Origin of the sequence: Psychrobacter sp., from assembly GCF_041554015.1 — a bacterium.
GTDB lineage: Bacteria > Pseudomonadota > Gammaproteobacteria > Pseudomonadales > Moraxellaceae > Psychrobacter.
In genome coordinates this window covers 15,287-42,065 of record NZ_JBFFMS010000025.1, presented here as the reverse complement: position 1 = coordinate 42,065, position 26,779 = coordinate 15,287, and the positions used below count along the sequence as shown (strand labels likewise).

The following is a 26,779-nucleotide window of genomic DNA, read 5'->3' as shown; positions in this document are numbered from 1 at the left end:
GTGCTGGCATGCCATACGTTGACCATCGCTGGTTAGGTGGTATGTTGACTAACTGGAAAACACTACGCCAGTCAATCAATCGTCTAAAAGAGCTTGAAAAACAAGCAGAAGACGGTACTTTCGCTAAGCTTACTAAGCGTGAAGCGCTTGAGCGTACTCGCGATATGGAAAAACTTGAGCGTTCATTGGGCGGTATCAAAGACATGGGCGGTCTACCTGACGCAATCTTCGTTGTAGACGTAGATCATGAAGCAATCGCTATCAAAGAAGCCAAGAACTTGGGTATCCCAGTTATCGGTATCGTTGATACCAACTCTAACCCAGATAACGTTGATTACATCATCCCAGCTAATGATGATGCTATCCGTGCTGTGACTTTGTACGTAACTTCTATCGCTGATGCAATCATCGCTGGTAAAGAATACGCACAAACTCAAGCTGGTGGTAAAGCTGAGCAAGAAGCACCTGCTACTGAAGAAGCGGCTGATGCTCAAACTGAAGAAGCGGCTACTCCAGCTGAGTAATACGGTTTGATGTTGTAAGGCGGCCTTGTTTGTTTATGGGTAGCCTTACAACATAACGAACAGCATAAAGACAAACAATAGGCATGATGTAGTGTTACTCGTCATGCTTTATTGTTAAAGCGCTATATAGAATTTAAGTGCCTCTTGATTTGTGCACTCCATATATAATAATACTCACCTACATAATAAAAGGTAACTCTTATGTCAGAAGTAAAAGTATCTGCCAAAATGGTAAAAGAATTGCGTGACCGTACTGGTCTTGGCATGATGGAATGTAAAAAAGCGTTAGAAGAATCAAACGGCGATGTCGAAACTGCCATTGATAACCTACGTAAATCTGGTCAAGCAAAAGCAGCTAAAAAAGCGGGTAACATCGCCGCTGACGGCGCTATCATCATCGCTCAAGGCGACAGCAAGGCATTTTTGTTAGAAGTTAACTGCCAAACTGACTTCGTTGCAAAAGATGAAAACTTCGCAGCCTTTGCAGAAACAGTTGCAAACCTTGCATTAGAAAACAACGTAACTGACGTAGCGGCTATCGCTGAATTGCCATATGGTAATGGTCAGACTGTTGAAGAAGCACGTGTCTCTTTAGTACAAAAAATCGGTGAGAATATCCAGATCCGCCGTGTTGAAGTATTGGAAGGCGCTAACATTGCTGCATACCGTCATGGTCTACGTATCGGCGTAGTGGTATCTTATGAAGGTGGCAGTGCAGAAACTGGCAAAAACCTTGCTATGCACATCGCTGCATTCAACCCTGTTGCTGTTGCTGATGAAGACGTCGCTGCTGATCTATTAGCGCGCGAAAAAGACATCATCGAAGCAAAAGCGAAAGAGTCTGGTAAGCCTGACAACATCGTTGAAAAAATGATCGAAGGTGGTCTACGTAAATATCTAGAGGAAGTCACTTTACTACGTCAGCCTTACGTTATGGACAACGAGAAAAAAGTTGGTGACGTATTAAAAGCTGAAGGCGTAAAAGTACTTGGTTTCAAACGTCTAGAAGTTGGTGAAGGCATTGAGAAGAAGCAAGAAGATTTTGCTGCTGAAGTTGCTGCTACTCAAGCACTAGCCAATAAGTAAGTGTTAAGATGCAATGAGTACTGAGATAACGCATGCTCAGTACTTAGCGATTGCTTCATATAATTAGCAATCAAGCATAAAAAAGCCCGTTATTTATTTAACGGGCTTTTTTATGTCTGTTATCTTTGGGATTAGCGTAATGCTAAATAAGCTGAATTGGCATAGCTTGCGCTATTACTGTTGCTACTCGTGCCATAACTGACGTTTTGCATGCCACCGTTATTACTGGTATTGGTAGCATTGCCATTATTGGCATTCATCGTATTACCAGATAGCCCTGAATCGTTTTTATATAGGCTATGATAGCGGCTCATCACGCTTTTGACATAGTTACGGGTTTCTTTAAACGGTGGTATACCATTATATTTATCGACGTTACCTTCGCCTGCATTATAACCCGCTACTGCAAACTCGACGTTATTGTTAAAGCGGCGCATCAGCCAAGCAATATATTTGGCAGAACCTTCAATATTATCCGCTGGATTCCATGGATTGCTTACTTTGAATCGACGTGCGGTAGCTGGCATTAGCTGCATCAAGCCCTGCGCGCCGACTGGTGAGCGAGCATTGGGATTAAAGGCGGATTCAGTATGCATCATCGCTTTCATAAGCCCTGGATCAACACCGTGGCGCTGCGCTGAAGCTAGGATATAGCTATCATAAGAGTTACGCGCACCGCTGCTGCTCGCCGCGCTACTGCCATAATCATTATTACTATTGCTGCTATTATATAGACTAGAGTCTTTATAATAAGTAACTTTTACTTTTTTGGTAAACTTATCAAAATTGCCACTGGGATTGACGTTGGTGAGGAGTACTTGTCCGCCTTTGTCTTTATAGATATACATATTGCCTGCTTGAGCGCTAATAGACAGGCTAGATAAGGCGACGGCGGTGAGTAAAATAAAAGGTAAGCAGCGATTGACTAAAGTTGCAGCATTTATCATAGGGTTATCACTTTTTATCGAGTAGTAGCAAATTGTCTTGCTTATGAACGCATTGGTTTGCGCAATAAAGCGGTTAACCTATCTGCGATATCCCATAACGACTATATAGCCACTATGCTTAAGGGTTATAATGCTTAAGAGCTACAACGCAGAGCCACGATTAACAAAACCAATTGCAATAGATACAAAAAATAATAGTTGCTTACTATAACATATAATAACTTTTCACTACATCTGATTGCCTTGATAAGGGGGCTAAATAACCGTTTAAATTGTAAAATTTTTTAATAAAATCAATATGGTATTGCAGGCCGTCTTATAAAGCGCACTGATAAATGCAGCTACAGGTTGCTTAAAATCAGGATAAAGATGAGCCAAGCGACTATAATGATTTATATTAAAAAGCGTTGGCTAGTACCAGAAACTTTGATGTTTGACACTCTGTATTAAAATAACAGTGCTATATGAAAGAGCGATTAAACAGACAATGCGGTGATAAAAATAGGTACCCAAACTGCAGTGACCAATCCATTTACTGCCAAGCCAAAGGCGGCATATCGTCCTGCCGTCTGACTGATTTGCCACGCTTCTACTGTGCCAAACGCATGTGCCACCAGACCAAGCGCCAAGCCTTTGGCACGGTCATCTTCAATACCGCGAAATAAAAAACGCGCTAAAGTGCCGCCAATAATGCCTGAAACAATAATAATCAGATTTGCCATAGCAAGTGGTGCTTTAATTATATCGGCAATGCTCAGACCAATCGGTGTGGTCACTGAACGACTGGCAAACGCTAGTATCGTATCGTGACTAAGAGAGAATAGATATGCCAGTGACATCGGCAATAAGGCACCAATCAAACTTGCCATCGCCACGATAAGGACAAGTTTTTTGATAGGCAAGCCTTTAAAATTCATGGCAGCCAAAGGGATCGCCAATAAGACGGTGACATAGCCCAAAAGATGGTCAAAAACGGGTTTGGCAGCGCCGTAGTAATGATTATAATCCCATTGAAAAATGAACAAAAACGTAACGACCAATACCAGTGCAGTAATGACCATCGGCAACCATGAGAGTTTACGTGCCAATATGCGGGCAATGATATGAGCGGCCAAAGTCAGTAAAATCGCCGCACCGGTTGCCACAAACACATTATCAAAACTCATAAGATTCCTTTATTCATAGCGCTCAGTTCATAGCACTCAATTTATAGCGCTCAATTTATAGCGCTCAATTTATAGCGCTCAATTTATAGCGCTCAAGGGTGCTATTTTTGCTCGTTAATAGCTGTATTCGTATTCACATCGTTATTGCGGTTTAGCCAGCGATTAGAAAGCACGGCAAAGCCCCAAATCGGTATCAGCGTACTAATAAGTATCGTCAGCATAAAGCCCCACAGCTCATCTCCTAAAGCAAACAGCAGTAAGCCTGCGCCAGCAGAAACTGGCAAAAAGGCAAAGCCACTATCGACCAATAAGGTATTACTGGCTTGGGTCAACCAGCCTGGAATACCTTTAAGAAATCGCCAAATCATTAGAATAAAAAACATGGTCAATAAGCCGACGATATTGGCGGCTTTTTCAATACCTGCCAACTGACAGACAAATACTGCCGACTCGCGAACCGTGATCACTATGATGAGCGTAAAAAGTATTGCCATCCATAAGGGCATTTTTGAAGAATGGGTAGACTTCATAAGCAAGTGGACCACGTTAGGGATAAATAAAAGAGTAAGAAGATGAGTGAGAGGAGAATTATGAGTGCAGTATACCAAGGATTATATATAGAGTGCCCCAACTAATAAAGCGTATCGGTCAATAGTGACCCTATAGTCCGTAAGTAATCAAATCGATATGTCGAGGTCTGACTATTACTAATACAAGCTAATCCTTTGTGCTATGTTGATCTGACATTAAAAAAGGACGCTATTGGTCGGTCGCGTCCTTTTTAATGGTATTCAAAATACGTTAAATAAATGACTTATTTTTGCGATTCAGATGTTTGATCATCTTCGATTGAATCCGCTGCTAAGCTTTCATTTTTAGCATATAGCGCTTCAAATTCAGCAAAGGCTTTTTCTTCAGCATCCGTTAACGTTTGTTCTTCCTCTTCATCCGGCTGCTCAAACTCTTCAAGTATCGGCATCAGCAATGTCGCTTGCGCTAGTGGTAAGACATCTAAAGGCTCTAAATCAGCCTGACCAAGTAACTGTCTTAATCTGGCGCTTGGCAAGCGAATCGTTAGGCACTCATGACCATTGTCATCGTAGCTTTCTTCTAAGATAACGCCAAGCTCATACAAGGTGTTTTTTAGCTGCCCAGCATGATAGGGAAGGGTCAAATTAAAGGTAGTCAGCGTCCCTGTCAGTAACTGCTGCACAGCCAATGACAACTCTTCCATGCCCAAGTTTTCACGAGAAGACACATAGACGCGGTTTGGCTGACCTTCGCTTGCATAACCGATACGTGCAGGCTCATTGGTCAAGTCGATCTTATTGTAGACATTGAGGACAGGCACATCGTTATTAATTTCCGCCAGTACGTCTTTTACTGCCTGAATTTGCTCATGCATATCTTCACTTGATGAGTCAATGACATGTAACAATAGATCCGCCTCTAACGTCTCTTCCAAAGTCGCATGAAAAGATTCAACCAACTCATGCGGCAGATGACGGACAAAACCGACCGTATCGACCAATACCACACGTCCAACCCCTTGCCAGTCTAAGCGGCGTAACGTCGGGTCAAGCGTCGCGAACAGTTTATCAGCGGCATAGATGTTTTCATCGACCAAGCGATTAAACAAGGTAGACTTGCCAGCATTGGTGTAACCAACAAGTGAGATCGTCGGTACGTCTGACTTTTGGCGGCGGGCTCGCCCTTGTGCACGCGTCTGTCTGACTTTCTCAATCTTGCTTTTGAGCTGCATAACGCGCACTTGTAGCAAGCGACGATCCGTCTCAAGCTGGGTTTCACCGGGTCCACGTAGACCAATACCACCTTTTTGACGTTCCAAATGCGTCCAACCACGAACCAAGCGCGTTGATAAATGGTTCAGCTGCGCAAGCTCTACCTGTAGCTTACCCTCGTAAGTACGGGCGCGCTGAGCAAAAATATCCAAAATCAGACCCGTACGATCCAGTACGCGGCACTGCACCAAGGCTTCAATATTACGCTCTTGTGAAGGCGATAAGCTGTGATTAAAAAGTACGATATCTGCATCATGCTCGCGCACCAATGCTGCTATCTCTTCTGCTTTACCGCTACCAACGAAATATCTGGCATCAGGGCGGGCACGTGAACCCGTGACCAGCGCCAAGCGGTCAGCACCTGCTGAGTCTGCCAATAGCTCAAACTCCCCTAAATCATCAGGATCTTGAATTTGGCGGATGTCTAAATGTACGATGATGGCACGCTCGCCACCGGTATGTCTTTCAAAATATTCCAAAGAGTATCACCTATCCATAAAGTAAATAAATCGCAACGCTGGCTATTCTAAATATCCATTCTCATGGGTGTTATACAAGACAAATACCCACGCATATCAAAAGAGAATAACCACAACTGTCACGTTCAGATAATCATTTATATGTGGTCTTATCAGTTGATATTAAAGCGTATTCACACAATTAGCGATGATTTTATGTTACAGGATTCATCAAGTATTATTTTGGCCTGACAATGCCGTATTCTTTCTAAAGGCAATCAATTATAGATTGCAGCAGCAAATGACTCACAAAACCTATGCATAATTGAGTGAACAAGTCGTCACTGACTGCATAAACTTTGTTATACTCATGGCGCTTGTTTAGCATATATAATCATAAGTTTTAATCACGAGGGACTCAGATGAGCCAACCCAAGTCAAGCTTTTCAATCAAACAGCAATTGGGGCGCGGCAAACAGATTGCTGGTATGACCACCACCATTGCTGGTGGGCTACGCGCCGCCCAACGTATTGGGGCATTCAAACAGCCGCCACGCGAGACATTACCGCGCTATATTCAAGCCTTTTGCCGCAAAATGGCAGGCTCTTTTGGCGTACAGGTCGTTGCCGTTGAGCGCGTGGAGCAATGTCATGGTCTATGGGTTTCTAACCATGTGTCATGGATGGATATTCCGGTAGTGGGGACACTAAGCCCTGCTTTTTTCTTATCTAAAGCTGAGATTGGCGATTGGCCAATATTTGGTAAGTTGGCACACGCGGCAGGGACGGTATTTATCGAACGTGGTTCCGGTGATGCAGGCTCAGTGGCGTCGCAAATTGCTAACTTTTTGACCAAAGGCTTTTCGGTTATCTTTTTCCCTGAAGCGACCACCACCGACGGCAAAAAAATCAAACGTATTCATGGCACCTTGCTACAAGCAGCGATAGATGCTGACGTACCAGTACGCCCGCTGGTGATTGCGTATGTCAATAAAGATGGCACTTTGAGTGAAGAATTGCCTTATTACGGCAAGCTGACCATGAAACAAAGTTTAAAAAAGGTGCTCGATAGTAAAGACGTGACAGCTTTTGTCTTACCACTAGAGCCTATCGACCCTAAAGGTTTAAGCAAAAGTCAGCTGACAGACTTATTACAAGCACATATGCAAGAAGGCTTGGCCGAACTACATTCGCGTGTATTGACGAAGGCAGCTAAACCGTAAGTAAGTATTAAACGGTCTATAGTAAGAAGATCTTAATAGAAATAGCTTTAATAAAAAAGGCGCAAATCTTAGTAGTGAATACTAATGATTTGCGCCTTTTTCTTTGCTCTATCCATTCCTAAAAGTCAGCTTATAAAAAGCCGAACAGTAGTAATCTATGGAGATGGATTCGGGTGCTGCGTATGTACCGCTTCGATAGCCGCTAGTACCTCTGTGCTTAAGGTAAGATTGATACTATCGATATTCGATTGTAGCTGCTCGGTGGTGGTCGCGCCGATAATGTTACTGGTAACAAACGAGCGTGAGTTCACAAAGGCTAGCGCCATTTGTGCCATATCCAAACCTGCCTCATCTGCAATTTTGGCATACTGAGCGGTGGCTGATAGCGCTTCTTTATTGGTATAACGGGCAAAGCGATCATACATGGTCAGACGAGCGCCAGCGGGACGTTTTCCGTCCAGATACTTACCAGACAATACCCCAAAGCCAAGCGGCGAGTAAGCAAGTAAACCCACATTTTCACGATGGGCAATCTCTGCCATACCCACTTCATATACGCGGTTTAGCAAACTATAAGGGTTTTGCACCGTAATAGGCGCGATCAAACCATTGTTCTCCGCTTCCCATAGATATCGCATCAGTCCCCAAGCGGTATCATTTGACAATCCATAAGCACGGATACGACCCTTTTTGATCTCATCATTTAACGCTTGAATGGTCTCTAAAAAAGGCGTCAAATCATCTAGCGACTGCGCTGCCATCGCTTCAGTATAACCGAGCTGGCTAAAATAGTTGGTTTGACGCTCAGGCCAATGCAGCTGATAGATATCAATATAATCGGTTTGCAAACGCTCAAGATTGCTATCGATGGCGCTACTAATATGCGCAGCATTAAAGCGCGTTTGTCCATCACGTAAAAAATCCATCGGCGATATTTTGCTAGCAAGAATGACTTTATCGCGTTGTTTGGTCTTTTGGAACCAGGTGCCCATAAAGCGCTCGGTATCGCCTTGTTTGTCTTTGTCCGGCGGTGACGGATACATCTCAGCAGTATCCCAAAAGTTCACCCCTTCACTAAGTGCTAAGTCCATCTGCTCATGGGCATCGCTTTCGCTATTTTGCTGCCCCCACGTCATTGTCCCCAAGCAGACTTTGGAAACTTTTTCATTGAGCTGTGGTAGTGTTTGATATTGCATCTGTTTATCCTTTGCTGTTTTTATTCTACATAAGGTTTTTTAAATCATTCTTATACTACATCAGCTTGATACCCGTGACGCCTGGCGGCGTGACCTGAAATATTTTGACTTTAAATAGTACAGATTGACCAGCAAGTGGATGGTTGAAATCGACCTCCACTTCGTCATCAGTAACAGCACTAATCGTGCCGGGTAGGGTGTTTTTACCTTTGTCCTCAAATTCGACCAGCATGCCAATTTCTGGATTGTCAGCGACTAGTGCAAACTGAGTAGGGCTAAAGCGTTGGATATTGTCAGGATTCCACTCGCCAAACGCTTGCTCTGGCTCAAGATGGGCGGAGCGTGTATCGCCTGCACGCAGGTTCATCAGCACTTGCTCAAAGCCGGGAAGCAAGCTTTCATCCCCTATGGTTAAAGTCACTGGCGTATCACGATTGAAAGTAGAATCAATCAGTGTGCCGTTTTCAAGCGATACTTCAAAGTGCAGCTCAACAAGGCTGCCAAAAGTGATACGTACATCTTCATTGGGCGTGATAAATTGCGAATCGGTCATAGAGGATTTACCTATTGCTGGATTAGGAAGTTGGGTAGACATTAATATAAGAAATGATAAGTCATCTAGAAAAGGTTGTAAGCGCCAATAGTGTAACGCAAATAGTGTAATATATTTGACGAATCTAAGAGTGAGTATAATATTTATGGCAAAACCGATGGCAACTAAACAACAAGGTCAAGTCATAAAATGGCAAGACGACAAAGGCTTTGGCTTTATTGAAACAGAAGCGGGTGAGTCGGTATTTTTTCATGTCAGTGAATTTAAAGCGCAGCGCCGTCCTGCTATCGGTGAAGAGGTTGTTTTTATCGTCGGGTATGATAATCAAAAACGATTGCAGGCAAAAGAGGTACAAGAATTAAGCTTTGTTAAGCGAAAAATGGCACAAAAAAACAAACAAATTCGACAGCGTAATCATAGACGCAGTGCACAAGCAGAGTTTGAGGCAGGACAAAAAAAGCGCTTGTTCCTCGGTATGGGTTTTTATGGTGTGTTAATACTATTGGCTGCAACAGATAAGCTTAGCTGGCTAGTGATAGGTTGGTATGTGGCTTTAGGACTTATAACCTATGTGATGTATGCCAAAGACAAAGCCGCTGCTCAAAGTGATGGTTGGCGTACGCCTGAATCAACGCTACATCTGTTAAGTGCGCTGGGTGGCTGGGTCGGCGCAATGGCCGCACAAACTTACTTGCGTCATAAGTCACAAAAGCCTGAATTTCGTCTTGCGTATTATTTGACTGTCATCATTAACTTGGCAGGATTATTGTTTATATTGGCGGGTAGTGGTTTTGACTTTTTACAGAAGTATCTTATTTAATAGAGTGGCTTTAGTTCTATCAAATCATCCATTAAAATTTATGTTTTGAGACAGATTTGTTTATAGCTGTTTTAAATGAGAGCATGGGAGAGATAAGTGGCTAAAAAATTTACCAGTATAGAGATGGTGAGACGTGAAAACGTCAGAACATTGATGCAAAATCATAAAATAACAAGAATAATGTTATCTCAAGGCACAAATATTAATTATGCGTTATTAGGTCACTATATCGGTAAGAATCCTATTAAAGCCATTGGCGATGAAACAGCAAATAAAATTGAAATGTTTTTTAATAAGCCTATCAACTGGTTGGACCATGAACATGAGGTCGCTAAAAAGGCAGATGATAGTCTAGGTGTTGCTGAAGAAACATCTGATAATTTAATAAAAGTACCGGTATATAAAACTTATTTTTGTCATGAAGAAGTCAAAGAAGAGTGTTACTTTCATCCTCAGTTTTTTAAGGAGAAAGGTATAGAGCCTCAGTTTTTTAGATTAATTTATGCAACAGATAGCAGTATGCAACCTTATATCAATATTAAAGATAAGGTGGGAATAGCGATAAATGACAATTGCATAAAAGATGGCAGCATGTATGCTGTGATTTTAAATGATAAATATATGATGTTTAAGCAGATATTTATAGAAGCGGGCAGTGTACTTCGATTGCATAGCTTACATTCAGATTATCCGGATAAGCTGGTCAACGTAGAGGATACAGATAGCCTTGTAATAGTGGGTAGGCTAATATACAGGGCTGGATAGGCTATAAAAATAACAATAGAGACCTCAAATGCTCAGTAAAGGCAGTAGTTTATGCGACTCTATTACGTTTTTAAACAATAAAAAGCCCCACTATAACCGATATAGCGGGGCTTTTTATTGTTGATAGATTGTACTTTTCATATTATAAAGCAGCGTTAAATTTCACGCTTCTTTTCTAAAAACAGCATATCAATGACAATCATCGCCACACCGATACAAATACCAATATCAGCAATGTTAAAGATAGGATAATGCCAAACGTCGGCATAATGTACATGGATAAAATCGATGACGTGACCATGTAATAAGCGGTCGATTAAGTTACCCACGGCACCGCCTAATACCAAGGCCAATCCAAGTGATAACAGCTTAGCTTGGCGAGGTGCTTTAATCAGATAACCGATCAAAAATAGCGACATCAATAATGCAAGCCCTGCAAAAAACCACTTTTGCCAACCGCCTGCATCCGCCAAAAAACTAAAAGCAGCGCCATAGTTGTAAGCAAGCGTCCAATTTAGGAACGGCTCAATCACAGGCACAGGTTCAAGGAAGGTCAGATTGGTCTCAGCTAACCATTTTGTCCATTGGTCAAAGATGATCACAATCAAGGATAACAGATACCAGTTAAGGGCGAGGCGACCATTAGTAATCATCTTTGGCGTCTTGTTCAATCGACTCTTCGGCGTCGATGAGCTACCTGTAGTAGCATGCGCAGGTTTCGGTGAATTATCGACATCGATAGGCGGCTGTTTATTATCCGGTGAATTAGGCATAGTGGCGCACCTCACCAACACCGCTGACATTGGTTGCACAGCGCGCACATAATTCTGGATGTGTGCTATCTGCGCCAATGTCATTACGGATATGCCAGCAGCGTACGCACTTGGTGCCCGTTGCCGCATTGACTTCAATCACTAACTCTGCCGCTGTACTATTACTATCCGCTTGGTCATCATCAATTGCTGTTACAGCAGGAGCAGCGCTCATTGGCTTTAACGTTGCATTACTGGTAATAAGGACAAAGCGCAGCTCTTCACCAAGCTTAGCTAGGCTTTCGTGCATAGCGCCATCAGCATAGAGACTGACGTCAGCAGATAAATTGGCATTGATGATTTTCTCGCCACGTGCGGTTTCGATATGTTTATTGACCATATCTTTTGCCAGCATAATACGCTGCCAGTCATCCTTGCTAATAGCGCTCATTTCAAACTCTGGGAAGCTGTACCATTCTTCAGTGAACACATAGCTATCAGCGCCATGCAATACTTCCCATGCTTCTTGCGCTGTGAACGATAAAATCGGCGTAATCCAGCGAATCAGTGCATGAGCAATATGATAAATCGCTGTTTGCGCAGAGCGGCGCGGCTGACCATCTGTTTGCGTGGTGTACTGACGGTCTTTGATAATATCTAGATAGAAGCTGCCCAAATCTTGCGAGCAAAACGCGGTGATATGCTGCGTCACTTGGTGAAAGTCCATCGCATCATAAGCACTGATGATTTGTGCTTGTACCGTTTGCGCACGCTCAATGATAAATTTATCAAGGCTAACCAGCTCGTTAATATCAACGCTATTGGTCGCAGGATCAAAGTCATCAGTATTGGCAAGTAAGAAGCGTAGGGTATTACGGATGCGGCGATACATATCGACAGCACCTTTAAAGACGGTTTTACCCGCGCTCATCTCATAACGATAATCGCTCGATGCAATCCACAAGCGCAGCATATCTGCGCCTGTTTTGTTGATTTCTTCTTGCGGCGTAATGATATTGCCAAGCGACTTACTCATCTTGCGACCGTTTTCATCAACCACAAAACCATGGGTTAAGACTTGTTTAAACGGTGGGCGCTCGTACATGGCTTCTGAAGTCAATAATGACGTTTGGAACCAGCCACGATGTTGGTCGGAGCCTTCTAAGTACATATCAGCAGGGTTGGTCAGCTCATCACGTTGATCAAGTACCGCAAAATGCGTGGTACCAGAGTCAAACCAAACATCTAAAGTATCCGTTGCTTTATCATAATCAGCAGCCTCGCTGCCTAAGAAATCCTCACAGCTGGCATCAAACCATGCTTCTACACCGCCAGCATGGATTTTCTGTGCAGCGACTTCCATCAGCTCAAGGGTATTTGGATGCAGCTCACCAGTTTCTTTATGGGTAAAGAAAGTAATCGGTACGCCCCACGTACGCTGACGCGAGATACACCAATCTGGGCGACCGGTCATCATCGATTCAATACGGTTTTGACCCCATGCTGGCGTCCATTGTACCGCTGGGATATCCGCAAGCGCGCGCTCACGTAAGCCTTTGGTTTCCATACTGATAAACCACTGCGGCGTCGCACGGAAAATAATCGGCGACTTATGACGCCAGCAATGCGGATAGCTGTGCTCAATTTTGGTATGGCTAACCAGATGACCGTTTTCGTGCAGGGTAGCGATGATTTTTGGATTGGCTTTATAAATATGCTCACCAGCAAATACAGCCGCGCTGTCTAAATAAACGCCCGTCCCACTGACTGGATTTTCAATCGGTAAGTCATATTTGACCCCAACGATATAATCGTCAAGACCGTGACCGGGAGCTGTATGGACGAGACCTGTACCGCTATCGGTTGTAACGTGGTCGCCCAAGATTAATGGTACTTGGCGAGCTTCGATAAGCGGATGCTGCGCATGCAGACCTTCAAGCTCGCGACCGGATACCGTGGCAAGGATGCCTTTATTCTCAAGTTTAAATGCACTCAATGCCGACTCAACCAAGTCAGTTGCCAGTAGTAAGTTGTCGTTTTCGGTGGCGACCACACTATAGCCATGCTCAGGATGTACTGAGATGGCTTGGTTGGCAGGCAAGGTCCAAGGCGTCGTCGTCCAGATAACGGCAGCGATATTGCCTTCTATTTCAGCCAGTGCTGAAACCTTGTCACGGTCTACGATATCAAAGCTGACATAGATAGCGTCTGACACTTTATCTTGATATTCAACTTCAGCTTCAGCGAGCGCAGAGCTACAGTCTAAGCACCAGTTAACCGGCTTCATGCCACGAGTCACATGACCATTGTCATAAATTTTGGCAAGGGCACGTACGATGTTGGCTTCTTGATGGAAGTTCATGGTTAGATAAGGATTGTCCCAATCACCAAACACCCCTAGGCGTTTAAAGTCCGCCTTTTGCAGCTCAATTTGCGTACTGGCGTATTCACGACAGAGACCACGGAATTCGGTTGCAGAAACCTTTTGACCAACTTTACCGTGTTTGGCTTCGACCTTTTGCTCGATAGGCAAACCGTGACAGTCCCAACCGGGCACATAAGGCGCATCAAAACCGGATAGCGTTTTTGATTTTACGATAATGTCTTTGAGTACTTTATTAACCGCATGACCCAAGTGAATTTGACCGTTGGCATAAGGAGGGCCATCATGCAAAATGTATTTGGTTGCCCCAGCACGTGCCGCGCGGATTTTACCATACACATCATCAGCTTCCCACGCCGCCAACCAATCTGGCTCACGTTTGGCAAGGTTGGCACGCATTGCAAACGGTGTGTCGGCAAGGTTTAGCGTGTCTTTATAGTCTTGGCTTGGCATATCGGTACTTTTATCAGTCATAGAAGGCGTCTTTTAGAATGGTGATGAAAATGTAAGTGGAATTAGAAAATGCGTGTAAAGTTGGCTACAAAACTTCAGGTAATTATTGGATGCAGAATAGATAATACTCACTATTATATGATAAAAACAGTAGGGTAAAAAGGGCTGGCGCGTATCGTCTCTATTCATCTTTATGTGCGCCAGCAGCGTCACAACATTCATTTAACGAGTAACGGGTAGTTGTTTTATCCCCGCTAGGATCATACAACTGATAATAAATGAAGCAGTCAATGTCCATACTGTCTTTATATGCAAGACAGCATCATATCACTATCCTCAGATAATCCCTACTTTCAGTTATTGATAGTCATTGATGATTTACCTATTCTTATTTATCGGTTTTCCTCTGCATCACGCATGCTATTCTATTTAAAACATACTCCATCTACTTGCTGATAGGGGTCTATTAAGCGATAAATATGATGCAATACGACGACTCTGTTTCATTTAGTATCGACTTTATCAATATAGAACATAGAATATTTGAGCTGGCTGAATTTTAACAAAACTGACCTTTATAATATAAAAACCTGCGAATCAGCTGATTGGCAGGTTTTTTCATGTAAAAAAGGGCGTTAAAACGTTAAAAGACGTAAGCGAGTGAGCAGTGCATTTTTATGAGCGATATGTTAAGCAGGCAGGATAGTTAACTGCTCGGCTAAGCTAAAGAAAGGTTTTGCTGCACAGTTAAAGTCAAGGCTGGACTCTAAGTGGTTCAAATGCTGGTCAACCAAAAATAATAGCCGCTCCTCGTCCCGATCTTCTATGGCTTGTACCATGCCAAGATGCTCATTCTCAGCACAGCTAGATGAGCCTACCTTATTATACAAACCAATGATCAACGTGGTACGTAACGTAAGCTCGCTCAAAAACCGCTCTAAGACCCCATTGCCTGAAATCATCGCCAGCTGCATATGAAAGCTGCGCGATAAACGTAACTCCGCCGGCTTATCGCCTTGCATCCTTGCCTCCGCTTCAGCAGCTATCGTCGCACGCATCTCAGCGATGTCTTGCAGACTGACATTTTCGATGACCTGACGGGCAAGTGTGCGCTCAATCGTACGCCGCGCCTCAAACACATCACCTGCTTCTTTCGGTGACGGGGTCGACACAAAAGCACCGCGATTGGGCTGTAATTGCACCACATGCATGGTGGCAAGGGTAGAGAGTGCTCGCCTCACATTGGCTCTATTACAGTTAAATAAGTCACTCAGCATTTGCTCGCCAAGCTTTGTTCCAGCTGGCAAGCGTTGCTCTGACACCGCAGCGGTGATGGAGTTGATAATGGTTTGCTCAGGGATTTCGTCGATCGCAAGGATCGTTTTTTTGGTTTTCTCTATTTTCATAGGTGCAATTATAGTGCGCGACTAGTATCGCTACAACAAATATTAAAAAATAGATTGTTTTGTTAACAATATTAGTTAACAATGATTGTTAACAACATAATGTGCTGCTAATCTGTACTTCATGACAAATGACAATAACCAATGAATAGCGAGACTCTATGAAAATTTTAGTGATGAACCCAAACTCGACGACTTCTATGACGGACAAGATTGTTGAAAGTGCGCGTCAAAGAGCCAGTGCAGGTACAACCATTATTGGTGCCTCTGGAACAGATTCTCCTGCCTCTATTCAAGGACATCATGATGAAGCGCTCTCAGTTCCTGGTTTGCTTAAACGCCTCAAGCAAGCGGAACAAGAAGGGGTAGATGGTGTGGTCGTCGCCTGTTTTGATGATCCGGGTATTGGTGCTTGCCGTGAAGTGTTTTCAGGTCCGGTCATTGGCATTTGCGAAGCAGCAGTCAAGGCCGCTAGTATGATTTCAACCTCTTTTAGTGTGGTCACCACTTTGCCACGCTCCGTACCTGTGATTGAAGATTTGATTCATGGTTATGGCTTATCTCATCGCTGTAGAAAGGTGCGCTCCGCTGCCATACCGGTGCTTGCTCTTGAAGAAGCTGGCTCTGGTGCCCGAGAAAAAGTCCGTGATGAAATCCTGCGTGCAGTGCGTGAAGACAACTGTGAAGCGGTGGTCTTGGGCTGTGCTGGGATGGCGGATCTAACAGAGTGGCTGACTGAGGAGACGGGCGTACCTGTGATTGATGGTGTCACGGTGGCGACCCGTATGATTGAAGCCTTGGTCGGCTGTGGTCTAAAAACCAGTAAAGTTGGCGCTTACGCTGCACCTATTCAACATTAAATACAGCTAGTCGAATCTGCTATTAATTAATAAATATGAAACATTCTCAAGGAAGGAGAAGGTGATGGAAAGTATTCAAGGGGCCGTTGCTACGGCAGGCGTAAAAACAGTAGAGCATAAAGGGGTTGGTGAGGAGAGCCTAGCGCCGCAAACCACACGAATTATGGGCTCTTGGTCCTATTTATTTGCTTGGTTGGGTGGCTGCGTTTCCATCGGTACTTTCACCGTTGGCTCAGGCTTGGTTGGTACGCTGAACTTATTACAAGTGGTGTTAGCAATCGCGATTGGTTGTACGATTATTGGTGCAGCGCTGATGATTAATGGTCGCGCGGGTCATAAATACGGCATACCCTTTATGGTACAAAGCCGCTCAGCCTTTGGTTTTACTGGCAGTCGCATACCAGCACTGGTGCGCTCTGTACCTGCGATCGTTTGGTTCGGCTTTCAAAGTTGGATCGGTGCCGGTGCCCTAAATTTGGTATCTGATGCTTTGTTTGGCTACAGTAATATTGTCGTTTTCTTTATCGGCTTCCAGTTTTTACAAATAGGTCTGTCGGTTTTAGGTTTTCATGGTATCAAATGGCTTGAAAACATCGGCTCGATTTTTATTATTGGTTCACTGATTTATATGTTTGTCAGTGTGATCAATAAATACGGCGATGTGATTTCGACCAATCTTGTCAATACAGAAGGGACATGGGGTACGCCGTTTTGGGGCGCAACCATGCTGTTCTTAGGCGTTTATAGTACGATGATGCTCAACGTATCTGACTATTCGCGTGAATTAAAAGAAGACGTTGGTCTTTTTCGTCAAGTAGCTATCTATGCAAACTCTATCCTACCTGCCACGCTGTTTATGGGGCTAATTGGCGTAATGGTGACCAGTGCGACTGGTGAAGTCGACCCTATCAAGGTGTTCTCGAGCGCGGTTGATAATAAGCCTTTATTAATCATCACCATGCTATTTATTGCGTTTGCACAGGTGACCACCAATATCTTAAACAACGTCGTACCACCTGCTTATGCGTTGATGGATATTTTTAAAATCAAGTATAAGACCGCTGCGGTGATTGTAGGTTTGCTCGCCTTTGGGACATTCCCATGGGAGCTAGTAAAAGATGAATCTGCTGCTGGTTTAAACTTATTTATTCAAACTTACTCCGCATTTTTGGGTCCTATCTTTGCCATTTTAGTCGTTGACTATTATTTCTTACGTAAGCAAAAGCTAGATCTTGACAAGCTATACGATGAGAATGGTCCTTATAAAGGCGTCAATATGGCAGCTGTTATCGCTATGGTAGTAGGGATTGTCGTTGCTCTACTATTCTCAAGTATTTCTTGGTATGCAAGCTTAATTCCAGCGGGCGCTATCTATTGGATCTTGATGTTAAAGATGCCAGCGGCTCAGCGCTTTATGTCATAAGACACTTAGCTCCTACGTAAAAACCCCTATAGCAGTGAAGTCTGCTATAGGGGTTTTTACGTAGGAGCTAAGCTAAGACTATTTGATTCTACCCTTAAAAAACTGACGACAACCATAACCTTAATTTCAATGACCATAACGGCTGAATACCTGTAAGTCCTTGGCTCATCTCGCCATCTTTTAATATCACATAAGAGGGCGTGACTTGTCCCTGCCAATCGTCAAAGATAGCGCCCTGTTGGTCATTAATCGTTGTAAAATTATAATTATGCTCCTTAAGGTAGCCCGCTAGTTCTTGGTTAGAGCCAGATTTTATAGCGACCGTAACGATAGGGTAGTTATTTTCTGCTGCCAACGTATTGATAGTTGGCGACGTCACGCTACATATCGGACACCACGTACCCCAAAAATATACCAGCGTTGGCTTATCTGCACTCATTGCTGCCAAATCAATACTCTGTCCTTGATAATCCATCAATTGCAGTTGTGGATTGGCGGGCATGACTGGCTGTCGCCACCAGTTAACAGCAGTATAAATAATGGCAAACATCAAACCATATAATAATAAAGTCTTAACGATTCCCCATGCTTTTTGCTTAGGCGTCTTTTTAGGCTTTTCAGTCATCTTATCGATAGTGGTGGTCATAGTGGCTGCTTTTGCTAAGTGGCGTTTATAAGTCGTTTTGAATAGATAAAAATAAACGGCTGAATGATCAGCCGTATAGTTAACATATTAAGAGTATGATTCATCAAGTCAACTATCAATTAACGAGTAGATAGTAAGCGCTTAAGACTTTTGTGCCCGATCTTGTAATGGATCACCTAGTAGCACGCTACCAGAGTTTTCTCGAAGCTCATCCTCACTCAGCTTACTGGCCGATACTTTAGATTTTCGCTTCCATCTTAAACTAAACAAGTCATCACGGCGATCAAGCAGATTGTGTACCGAGCCTTCATTACGGACATGAATGAGCTTGTCTAAATTGACATCAGAGAAAAATACCATCTCAGTATTTGCCGTTGTTTCAGCCATAATCGCATCATGCGGGAAAGCAAAGTCTGATGGCGAGAAGATAGAAGACTGAGCATATTGAATATCGAGGCTTTCAACTTGCGGCAAGTTACCTACTGAGCCGCAAATCATCACATAGCACTCGTTTTCTATCGCCCGAGCTTGGGCGCAGTGGCGTACGCGCAAATAGCCGTTTTGGGTATCGGTCCAAAATGGTACAAACAAAATGTCCATATCATCAAGCGCCATTAGGCGAGCAAGCTCAGGGAACTCTACGTCATAGCAGACCAAAATACCGATACGACCGGCATCGGTATCAAACACCTTAACCTCATTACCGCCCTCAATCACCCAAGCGCTACGCTCATGCGGGGTAATATGGATTTTGCGTTGCTCCTCAACCGTACCATCACGGCGACACAGGTAGCTGACGTTAAATAAAGTATCTTCTTCATCTAAAAATGGCATGGAACCAGTAATAACGTTGACGTTATAGCTGACCGCCAAATGTGATATCTCATTTTTAAACCACTCGGTATAACCTGCCAAAAAGCGAATCGCAACGTTCTGATCGGTCGATTCACACAGACCCATCAATGGCGCGTTAAAGAACTCCGGCAAGCAGGCAAAGTCAGAGTTGTAATCTGCCATGATATCAACAAAGAATTCAACCTGTTGCAGCAGCTCCTCTGGCGACTCCACTTCACGCATCTGCCACTGAATACCACCGATACGAACCTCAGATTTGCGCGTATTGGGTTTATATTCTTTAGGCTCATAATAAATATTTGCCCACTCAAGTAACGTCGCAAAACCTTTAGACTGCTTGTCATCTGGTAAATACGCGGTCAAAATACGTTTGACGATAAAGCCGTTCGACAGCTGAAACGATAATGCAGGGTCATGAATTTCACGCGCTGCAACCGCCTCAATATACTCACCCGGCGTCAAATCCTGATGATTATGGTAGTTCGGAATACGGCCGCCTGCTAAGATAGCGCGAAAGTTCAACTGACGGCACAGCTCCTTACGCGCATCATAGAGTCTGCGACCCAAGCGATAACCGCGATACTCAGGATCAATCAGCGCATCTAATCCATAAATAGCATCGCCTTCAGGATTGTCTCTGATGATCTCTTTATGACCAATTAAATCATCATAAGTGTGCGGATTAGAGAATTTTGCATAATCCACACGCATAGATAAAACGATACCAATCAGCTGATCATGGTCAAATAAAGCAATCTGACCTTCTGGAAAAGCATCAATCAAAGTATTGATGGTATTTCTTGACCATGCGCCGCCCAAATTGACATAAACACGGTCCATCAAAGCTTTAAGCTGCGGATAGTCTTTTTTCTTGATTTCAGCAATGGTTAAATGAAAGTCTTCTGGTTTTTCTATCTTACTCATAAGGGTCCTGTCTTTCGTTTCTAAAAATGAGAATAACTGCTTTTCATACATGCATTTATATAGGGCTTTAGGTAAATTTTTATAACGGTATTAATTAGGGTTAGCGGCTTAAGGTTAGCGGGAAGATTTGCTGCCTGAGCTTTTCCTGTAATTATATTGATAAAAATATATCAATAGGCTTTGATAATCGCTACAATCATTTATCTTTGTATTTACAATAGGTTATCGAAGTAGATGTATGTGTTATGATGCCAGTAAGGTGCTTTTTTAATGCAGCATAGTTATGGGTCTACATATATGCGGCCTAAAGCTCTGATATGCGTCGCGATGGCTATAATATCAAGCTACTGCGCCAATAACAGTCAAACGCTGTAAGTATTTGCTAGGTTTTTGTGAATTGTTATCCTGTGTAGCATAAGTCTTTATGAGATTAAGCACCTTGCTATTTTACTGAATCTGCTTAATTACCTTGTCCGCTCGCCCGTTTGCCCTTAACCGACCTCCGCTAGGAAATTTTAATAATGCCTAAAATGCATACGGCTGTCTTTAGTAAGTTAAATAAGCTCGAAGACACGACGCTGGTACAATTGGTGTACGTCAGTAGCATGACGCTTGGCTCACGTTTTAGTATGACGATATTTGAAGAGGTAGAGAGCCATGCCCGCAACTTTAATCAGCAACAAGGCATTACAGGTACGTTATGCTACGGCAACGGTCATTTTTTACAATGTATTGAAGGTGAAAAAGACAAAATAGCGGCGCTGACTCAACGTATCTTTGCCGATAATCGCCATAAGCATGTACAAGTATTATTATTACAGGCTATCAAACAGCGCAGCTTTACTGATTGGCGTATGCGCTTATTGTTTTTGGAGCGTTGGTTATGGTCACCTGCGGCTAAAAAGCAAGCGGCACAGCTCTCTCCCTTTTTACCTTTCGCGCCGCATCATTGGAGCGCTGCCGATACTGAGCAGTTTCTACAAGTCATTAAAGCCTTTGATACTCCGCCACATATTAATGCCGCTGGTATCACTTATAATGCCCTTGGCAATATGGTGCGTCATATCGCTGCGCCGCATCAAGCTTTTTTAGTCGTCCAAGGTTTTTTGAGTGTACTGTTAGCCGTTGGATTGGTGCTACTGTATATATAAACTATAAAAAGTTCAGAACATGTTCTATTTATAACTTTTTTAAATAATGTACCGCCAGCTTAATAATAAAAAAGACGCTAGACTTAATGTTTAGCATCTTTTTTATGTTGAACACTCTAAAGCTATATAAAGTTAAAATGCCTTACATATCAAAAATCTTACCACGGTTCATAATATTATTTGGGTCGAAGACTTTTTTAACTTCTCGTAAATAGTCAATCTCAGTTTCGCTGCGGCTATAGTTTAGATACGGCTTTTTGGTCATACCAACGCCATGCTCAGCAGAGACCGAACCACCATATTTTTGTACCGTTTCAAACACGTATTTATTAACGATTTGGCATTCGCTAAAGAAATCGTCTTTGTTCATGTTTTCAGGCTTTAAAATATTAAGATGCAAGTTACCATCACCGATATGTCCGAACCAGCAGACCTCAAAGTCAGGGTAATTGCTGCTGACGATATGATCAATCTCAGCGATAAAATCAGGTACATGACTAATCAATACCGATACATCGTTTTTATAAGGGGTAAATACGGAGATGGTTTCAGAGATATATTCGCGCAGCTTCCATAGCTCCTCTGCTTGCGCCAGACTCTGACTCATCACCCCATCGACGACCCAGCCTTGTTCCATGCACTCCTCAAATATCGCCATGGCTTTATCCATAATAGGCTCATAAGGCGCTTCAAACTCTAGCAGGGTATAAAACTTGGTACGTGATTCAAATGGCTCTTGTACTTGACCATGTGCCATCAGCTTATCAATCGCTACATCATCAAAGAACTCAAATGCCGTTAAATCAATCTTTGCCTGAAAAGCAGACAGCACATTCATCACATCATTAAAACTGTCCATGCCTAAGACCATGACGTTTAAGTCTTGCGGCTGACGCTCAAGTTTGATTTGAGCATGGGTAACAAAGCCAAGGGTGCCTTCGCTACCGATAAATAATTGGCGCAAGTCATAACCGGTGGCGTTTTTGACCATACCGCGATTCAGTTGCAAGATATCACCTTTACCGGTGACAACCGTCAAGCCCATGATCCATTGACGGGTCATACCATAACGAATGACTTTGATGCCGCCAGCATTGGTGCCGATATTACCGCCGATTTGGCTTGAGCCTGCTGAAGCAAAGTCGACAGGGTAGTAGAGGTCTTTTGATTCAGCAAATTGTTGCAGCTGCTGCGTAACCACACCTGCTTCAATCTCGACCATACGATCTGCAGGATAAAACTGTCCAATACGGTTCATTTTATCCATGCTGACGACAATCTCACCATTGGCAGCGACTGCACCAGCAGACAAGCCAGTACGACCACCACTTGGCGTTAAGACCACATTGTGCTCATTGGCAAGCAGCACAATCGCTTGTACTTGCTCAGTAGTCTTTGGAAAGACGATAGCCGCAGCAGCAGGCGCAAAGTGCTTGGTCCAGTCTTTGCCCCAATGCTCTAAGCTTTCGCTATCGGTTTTGATTTGGCTGGGGTCAAACTGATGGGTATCAAGCAGAGTGCTTAAGAGGGTTTGAACAGCAGCGTTATGGGTATCGGATAAGGTTTGGCTAGATAAAGAAGTCATGATCAAATCTCGGTATCAACGTGAGCGCTATGGATAAAGTGGATTATTATGTAAGTTATTATAGCCAAATGGCTATGGCTAAATGTCTGTCATGCTGCGTATGATTAAGAGGATACGAACCATGTATCTTATTGCAATTTGGTAGGCGCCGCAACGATAGAGCGTTATCAATCGACCTCTATATATGGGTATCTGGCATAAAAAGGGTGTAACTGCTCATTTATATAGCAAGATTCACTATAGCATAAAAAGTTTTCAGGCCTGATAAGCAATAATTCATCTAATCTGCTAACATCGCCGACCGATTTTGTGTAAGATATCCAAGCTCTCTTTGTTTCATTCATCCAATCTTATCCCTCAGATGATTTTTATAAGACAATTATAGGACAGTTCTCACATGGCGTTATCACTCCAAAAAGACAAAATCCGGTTTTTATTGCTTGAAGGTCTGCACGACAATGCTTTGAAAGTATTGCAAGATGCTGGTTATCAAAATATTGAAAATATCAGTCATGCACTGGATCAAGACGAGCTGATTGAAAAGATTAAGGATGCTCATTTTATCGGTATTCGCTCGCGTACCCAATTGACGCGCGAAGTACTGGAACATGCGCACAAGCTGATCGGTATCGGCTGTTTCTGTATCGGTACCAATCAAGTAGACTTAGACGCCGCTCGTGAGTTCGGTATTCCCGTCTTTAACGCGCCATATTCAAATACCCGCTCGGTTGCTGAGTTGGTACTTGCCGAAGCCATCATGCTATATCGCGGCATTCCTGAAAAGAATGCCACTGTCCATCGCGGTGGTTGGGGTAAGTCTGCGACCAACTCACATGAAGTGCGCGGCAAAACCATCGGTATCGTCGGTTACGGATCTATTGGCTCACAATTGTCTGTATTGGCCGAAAGCTTTGGTATGAAAGTCATTTATCATGACGTCTTAACCAAGCTGCCATTAGGTAACGCAGTACAAGTAGGTAGCTTAGAAGAGCTATTATCTACTGCCGATATCGTGACCTTGCATGTACCGGATCTGCCAAGCACACGCTATATGATGGGCGCGGAGCAGTTTGCCCATATGAAGGATGGTAGCTACTTTATCAATGCCGCTCGCGGTACGTGCGTTGAGATTGATGACCTTGCTGCTGTACTTGAGTCTGGCAAAATCTTGGGCGCGGCGATTGACGTGTTCCCAAAAGAGCCAAAATCTGCTGATGAAGAATTTGAGTCACCGCTGCGTAAGTTTGATAACGTTATCTTGACGCCGCATATCGGTGGATCAACGCAAGAAGCGCAGGCGAATATTGGACTAGAGGTCGCCGATAAATTTGTGCGATATTCTGATCAAGGCGATACGGCAACGGCGGTCAACTTCCCAGAAGTATCGATTCCGTTTAAAGAAGGCACGCATCGTCTGCTACATATCCACAAAAACGTACCAGGCGTTTTGTCACAGATTAACCGTCTGTTTGCTGAGGCAAATATCAATATCTTGGCGCAGAGCTTGATGACAGAAGGCGACGTCGGCTATCTCGTTATGGATGTCGATTATAACGACTCAACCGCTGCTTTAGATCAGCTAAAAGACGTTCAAGAGACGATTCGCGTGCGTATTTTGTTCTAAGTTTATGGTGATATTTTGGATTAATAGTTAGCGCTATAAACAGCGGATAACAAAAAAGAGAGGCTCTATTTATGAGAGCCTCTCTTTTTTTATCGTATTTTACGTATTGTTAAGGCGTCAATTTAGCCGGCTTTGGTTTTATTAGCTTCATCCGCTTGACGGCGAGCTTCGATTTTAGCGGCTTTGCGTTTTTCTATTACATCCATCACATCACTACCGATATGGGCTTCGCCACGTTTTTTTGCCAATTGCATTTGGTGCTCGCGCTCACGGAAGCGGGCTTTTTGTTCCTCAGTTGCTTTATCGATACAATGCGGACAAGACTCGCCTTTGATATAGGCAGGGCTTTGCATCTCATCTTGGGTAATTGGCATACGGCAAGCAAAACACTGCTCATAGCTGCCTTTTTCTAAGTTGTGATTGACTGAGACACGATTATCAAAGACAAAGCAGTCACCTTCCCACATAGAGTCGCTAGCAGGTACTTCTTCTAGATATTTTAAAATCCCGCCCTCTAAATGATAAACCTCTTCAAAGCCTTGCTCACGCATAAATGCCGTTGATTTTTCGCAGCGGATACCGCCGGTACAGAACATCGCGACTTTTTTATGCTTAGTCGGATCCAGCTCTTTTGCCACGTATGCTGGGAACTCGCGAAACGTTTCAGTATTTGGATTGACAGCATTTTGGAAGGTGCCAATTTTTACTTCATAGTCATTACGCGTATCGATAAGAATGACGTCAGGATCAGAGATAAGCGCATTCCAGTCGCTTGGCTTTACATAGCGACCGACCGATTGTAACGGGTCGATGTTTTCAACACCCATGGTGACGATTTCTTTTTTAAGCTTTACTTTGGTGCGATAAAAAGGCTGAGCATCGGTATAAGATTCTTTAAAGGTAAAGCTGCCAATTGCTTCGATACTACGTAGATAGTTTAGGACATTATCGATACCTTGACGGCTACCAGAAATCGTTCCATTAATACCTTCGCTGGCAATGAGTAAGGTGCCTTTGACATCATTGTCGAGCATGGTATTTAGGATAGGCTCGCGGTATTGTTCAAAATCACTAAAGCGCGTGAACTTATAGAGTGCGGCAACGACGATATTATTGGTCACACTATCGTAAACAGGGGCTGCTTTGCTATTAGTGGCAGTGCTTTCTTGGATGCTGTTTTCGGTATTAATGTCTTGAATATGACTCTCTTGACTGGTACTCATGTTTCTCTCCTGCTGGCTAGGTCGCAAACCTAGTGCATTGGGTTTAAGGTGCTTTTTATCGTTAACGATTAAAATAAGTTGGTAAGATTTATAACACTAGCACGATTGTGGAATTGGCTAATGCGCGCGTAGTGTAGCAAATTTTAGGAAAATTTTGGAGGTTTTATCCTTCTTAAGCCAGATATAGGCGAGGATAAAAACAATCAAAAAAAAGCCCAGTAAAATACTGAGCTTTTTTTATTGGCTCTATACATCAGCTTAAAGCTTATTTACTCTGAAACCAAGTATCGGCTTTACTACGAGCACTAGCAATGTCTGAGCTTGATAAGTTCAATGCGAGCTGACCGATTTTACCGCGTGCTTTGTTACGTACTTTTTCATCGAGCATGCCATCACGGGCAGCCAAATCGTACCATTTATAAGCATCAACCAGATTTTTTTGCTTTTCATCGAGCAATGCAAGTGTATAGCTGGCACGGTTATCGCCGCGCATGGCCGCTTTTTCTAACCAAAGACGCGCTTGTTGCAGATTAGGTTGAACCCCTTCACCGCGTAGATACATAATGGCCAGATTAAGCTGAGCAGGGGCAACGCCTTGCTGCGCCGCTTTGGTATACCACTGAATGGCTTGCTGGGTATTTTTGGCAATACCTTCGCCTTTTTGTAAACGCTTGGCTAAATAAAACTGAGCATGATCGTTACCTTGGGCAGCACGGTTCGACAGCTCACTGACGGGCATGAGCTCAAAGCGTGAGGTATCAAGTGGTACGTTCGATATTAACTCAGCGTTTGCCAAACCTGCACAAGAAAATAAGGCAGTAAATAACGCAGCTTTTAATAATTTCATAGCAGCTCCAAAATTAGGCAGTTAATAAGCAAAAAAAATTGTCCCGCTAAACATTATCTGGCTACAGACAATTAGACGGTGATAACAATTAGGCGACATATTGCAAGACC

23 protein-coding genes are annotated in these 26,779 nt (G+C 43.4%); 9 read left to right on the top strand and 14 right to left on the bottom strand.

Annotated features, from left to right (window positions below):
• A partial coding sequence (gene rpsB, locus ABYU67_RS07940) for a 30S ribosomal protein S2 (protein WP_372844460.1) occupies positions 1–524 on the top strand: 524 nt, incomplete at its 5' end.
• A gap of 201 nt (positions 525–725) precedes the next feature.
• A complete protein-coding gene (gene tsf / locus ABYU67_RS07935) occupies positions 726–1,610 on the top strand; it encodes a translation elongation factor Ts (protein ID WP_372844459.1) in 885 nt (294 codons plus the stop codon).
• A gap of 131 nt (positions 1,611–1,741) precedes the next feature.
• On the opposite strand, the gene ABYU67_RS07930 is transcribed toward tsf, so the two are convergent.
• The 4 genes from ABYU67_RS07930 to hflX form a co-directional block, all read right to left on the bottom strand.
• A complete protein-coding gene (locus ABYU67_RS07930) occupies positions 1,742–2,557 on the bottom strand; it encodes a lytic transglycosylase domain-containing protein (RefSeq protein WP_372844458.1) in 816 nt (271 codons plus the stop codon).
• A gap of 476 nt (positions 2,558–3,033) precedes the next feature.
• Positions 3,034–3,723, bottom strand: a complete 690-nt coding sequence (locus tag ABYU67_RS07925) for an LrgB family protein (protein ID WP_372844457.1) — start codon at positions 3,721–3,723, stop codon at positions 3,034–3,036.
• A gap of 101 nt (positions 3,724–3,824) precedes the next feature.
• Positions 3,825–4,253: a CidA/LrgA family protein gene (locus ABYU67_RS07920; protein ID WP_372844456.1), complete on the bottom strand. Its 429-nt coding sequence runs from the start codon at positions 4,251–4,253 to the stop codon at positions 3,825–3,827.
• Positions 4,254–4,537: 284 nt separating this feature from the next.
• Complete coding sequence (gene hflX, locus ABYU67_RS07915) at positions 4,538–6,004, bottom strand: ribosome rescue GTPase HflX (RefSeq protein ID WP_372844455.1); 1,467 nt, start codon at positions 6,002–6,004, stop codon at positions 4,538–4,540.
• Positions 6,005–6,405: 401 nt separating this feature from the next.
• Between hflX and ABYU67_RS07910 the strand changes: the two genes are divergently transcribed.
• Entirely contained in the window at positions 6,406–7,206 is an 801-nt protein-coding gene (locus tag ABYU67_RS07910; protein ID WP_372844454.1) for a lysophospholipid acyltransferase family protein, read from the top strand.
• A gap of 155 nt (positions 7,207–7,361) precedes the next feature.
• Here ABYU67_RS07910 and ABYU67_RS07905 read toward each other — a convergent pair whose 3' ends face one another.
• Both ABYU67_RS07905 and ABYU67_RS07900 read right to left on the bottom strand, forming a co-directional pair.
• Positions 7,362–8,402 (bottom strand): aldo/keto reductase, encoded by a 1,041-nt coding sequence (locus tag ABYU67_RS07905; RefSeq protein ID WP_372844453.1) that lies wholly within the window; start codon positions 8,400–8,402, stop codon positions 7,362–7,364.
• A 55-nt stretch (positions 8,403–8,457) separates the two neighbouring features.
• Positions 8,458–8,955 carry a peptidylprolyl isomerase gene (locus tag ABYU67_RS07900; protein ID WP_372844452.1) on the bottom strand — a complete coding sequence of 166 codons (498 nt, stop codon included), beginning with the start codon at positions 8,953–8,955 and terminating at the stop codon, positions 8,458–8,460.
• Positions 8,956–9,112: 157 nt separating this feature from the next.
• On the opposite strand from ABYU67_RS07900, the gene ABYU67_RS07895 reads away from it, so the two are divergent.
• The gene (locus ABYU67_RS07895) at positions 9,113–9,775 is read left to right on the top strand and encodes a DUF1294 domain-containing protein (protein WP_372844451.1); all 663 of its coding nucleotides are present in this window, start codon (positions 9,113–9,115) and stop codon (positions 9,773–9,775) included.
• Between the two features lie 96 nt (positions 9,776–9,871).
• Positions 9,872–10,540 (top strand): helix-turn-helix transcriptional regulator, encoded by a 669-nt coding sequence (locus ABYU67_RS07890; RefSeq protein WP_372844450.1) that lies wholly within the window; start codon positions 9,872–9,874, stop codon positions 10,538–10,540.
• A gap of 155 nt (positions 10,541–10,695) precedes the next feature.
• Here ABYU67_RS07890 and lspA read toward each other — a convergent pair whose 3' ends face one another.
• The 3 genes from lspA to ABYU67_RS07875 all read right to left on the bottom strand — a co-directional run bounded on the left by lspA (position 10,696) and on the right by ABYU67_RS07875 (position 15,534).
• Positions 10,696–11,313 carry a signal peptidase II gene (gene lspA, locus ABYU67_RS07885; protein ID WP_372844449.1) on the bottom strand — a complete coding sequence of 206 codons (618 nt, stop codon included), beginning with the start codon at positions 11,311–11,313 and terminating at the stop codon, positions 10,696–10,698.
• Complete coding sequence (gene ileS, locus ABYU67_RS07880) at positions 11,306–14,149, bottom strand: isoleucine--tRNA ligase (RefSeq protein ID WP_372844448.1); 2,844 nt, start codon at positions 14,147–14,149, stop codon at positions 11,306–11,308. Before ileS ends, lspA begins: the two co-directional genes overlap by 8 nt.
• 668 nt (positions 14,150–14,817) lie before the next feature.
• On the bottom strand, positions 14,818–15,534 hold the full coding sequence (locus tag ABYU67_RS07875; RefSeq protein ID WP_372844447.1) for a GntR family transcriptional regulator: 717 nt from the start codon (positions 15,532–15,534) through the stop codon (positions 14,818–14,820).
• Positions 15,535–15,692: 158 nt separating this feature from the next.
• Between ABYU67_RS07875 and ABYU67_RS07870 the strand changes: the two genes are divergently transcribed.
• Entirely contained in the window at positions 15,693–16,391 is a 699-nt protein-coding gene (locus tag ABYU67_RS07870) for an aspartate/glutamate racemase family protein (protein WP_372844446.1), read from the top strand.
• A gap of 64 nt (positions 16,392–16,455) precedes the next feature.
• A complete protein-coding gene (locus tag ABYU67_RS07865) occupies positions 16,456–17,814 on the top strand; it encodes an NCS1 family transporter (protein WP_372844445.1) in 1,359 nt (452 codons plus the stop codon).
• Positions 17,815–17,908: 94 nt separating this feature from the next.
• Here the strand turns inward: ABYU67_RS07865 and ABYU67_RS07860 are convergent, their stop codons facing one another.
• Together ABYU67_RS07860 and ABYU67_RS07855 are read right to left on the bottom strand one after the other, a co-directional pair.
• Entirely contained in the window at positions 17,909–18,460 is a 552-nt protein-coding gene (locus ABYU67_RS07860) for a protein disulfide oxidoreductase (protein ID WP_372844444.1), read from the bottom strand.
• Positions 18,461–18,601: 141 nt separating this feature from the next.
• Complete coding sequence (locus ABYU67_RS07855; RefSeq protein ID WP_372844443.1) at positions 18,602–20,239, bottom strand: nitrilase-related carbon-nitrogen hydrolase; 1,638 nt, start codon at positions 20,237–20,239, stop codon at positions 18,602–18,604.
• 521 nt (positions 20,240–20,760) lie between these two features.
• Here ABYU67_RS07855 and ABYU67_RS07850 point away from each other — a divergent pair.
• On the top strand, positions 20,761–21,390 hold the full coding sequence (locus tag ABYU67_RS07850; protein ID WP_372844442.1) for a BLUF domain-containing protein: 630 nt from the start codon (positions 20,761–20,763) through the stop codon (positions 21,388–21,390).
• Positions 21,391–21,532: 142 nt separating this feature from the next.
• Here the strand turns inward: ABYU67_RS07850 and ABYU67_RS07845 are convergent, their stop codons facing one another.
• The gene (locus ABYU67_RS07845) at positions 21,533–22,975 is read right to left on the bottom strand and encodes an FAD-binding oxidoreductase (RefSeq protein WP_372844441.1); all 1,443 of its coding nucleotides are present in this window, start codon (positions 22,973–22,975) and stop codon (positions 21,533–21,535) included.
• A 397-nt stretch (positions 22,976–23,372) separates the two neighbouring features.
• On the opposite strand from ABYU67_RS07845, the gene serA reads away from it, so the two are divergent.
• On the top strand, positions 23,373–24,599 hold the full coding sequence (gene serA, locus ABYU67_RS07840; RefSeq protein WP_372844440.1) for a phosphoglycerate dehydrogenase: 1,227 nt from the start codon (positions 23,373–23,375) through the stop codon (positions 24,597–24,599).
• 122 nt (positions 24,600–24,721) lie between these two features.
• On the opposite strand, the gene ABYU67_RS07835 is transcribed toward serA, so the two are convergent.
• Together ABYU67_RS07835 and ABYU67_RS07830 are read right to left on the bottom strand one after the other, a co-directional pair.
• Complete coding sequence (locus ABYU67_RS07835) at positions 24,722–25,720, bottom strand: rhodanese-related sulfurtransferase (protein WP_372844463.1); 999 nt, start codon at positions 25,718–25,720, stop codon at positions 24,722–24,724.
• Between the two features lie 367 nt (positions 25,721–26,087).
• A complete protein-coding gene (locus ABYU67_RS07830; RefSeq protein ID WP_372844439.1) occupies positions 26,088–26,669 on the bottom strand; it encodes a tetratricopeptide repeat protein in 582 nt (193 codons plus the stop codon).
• Positions 26,670–26,779: the final 110 nt, after the last annotated feature.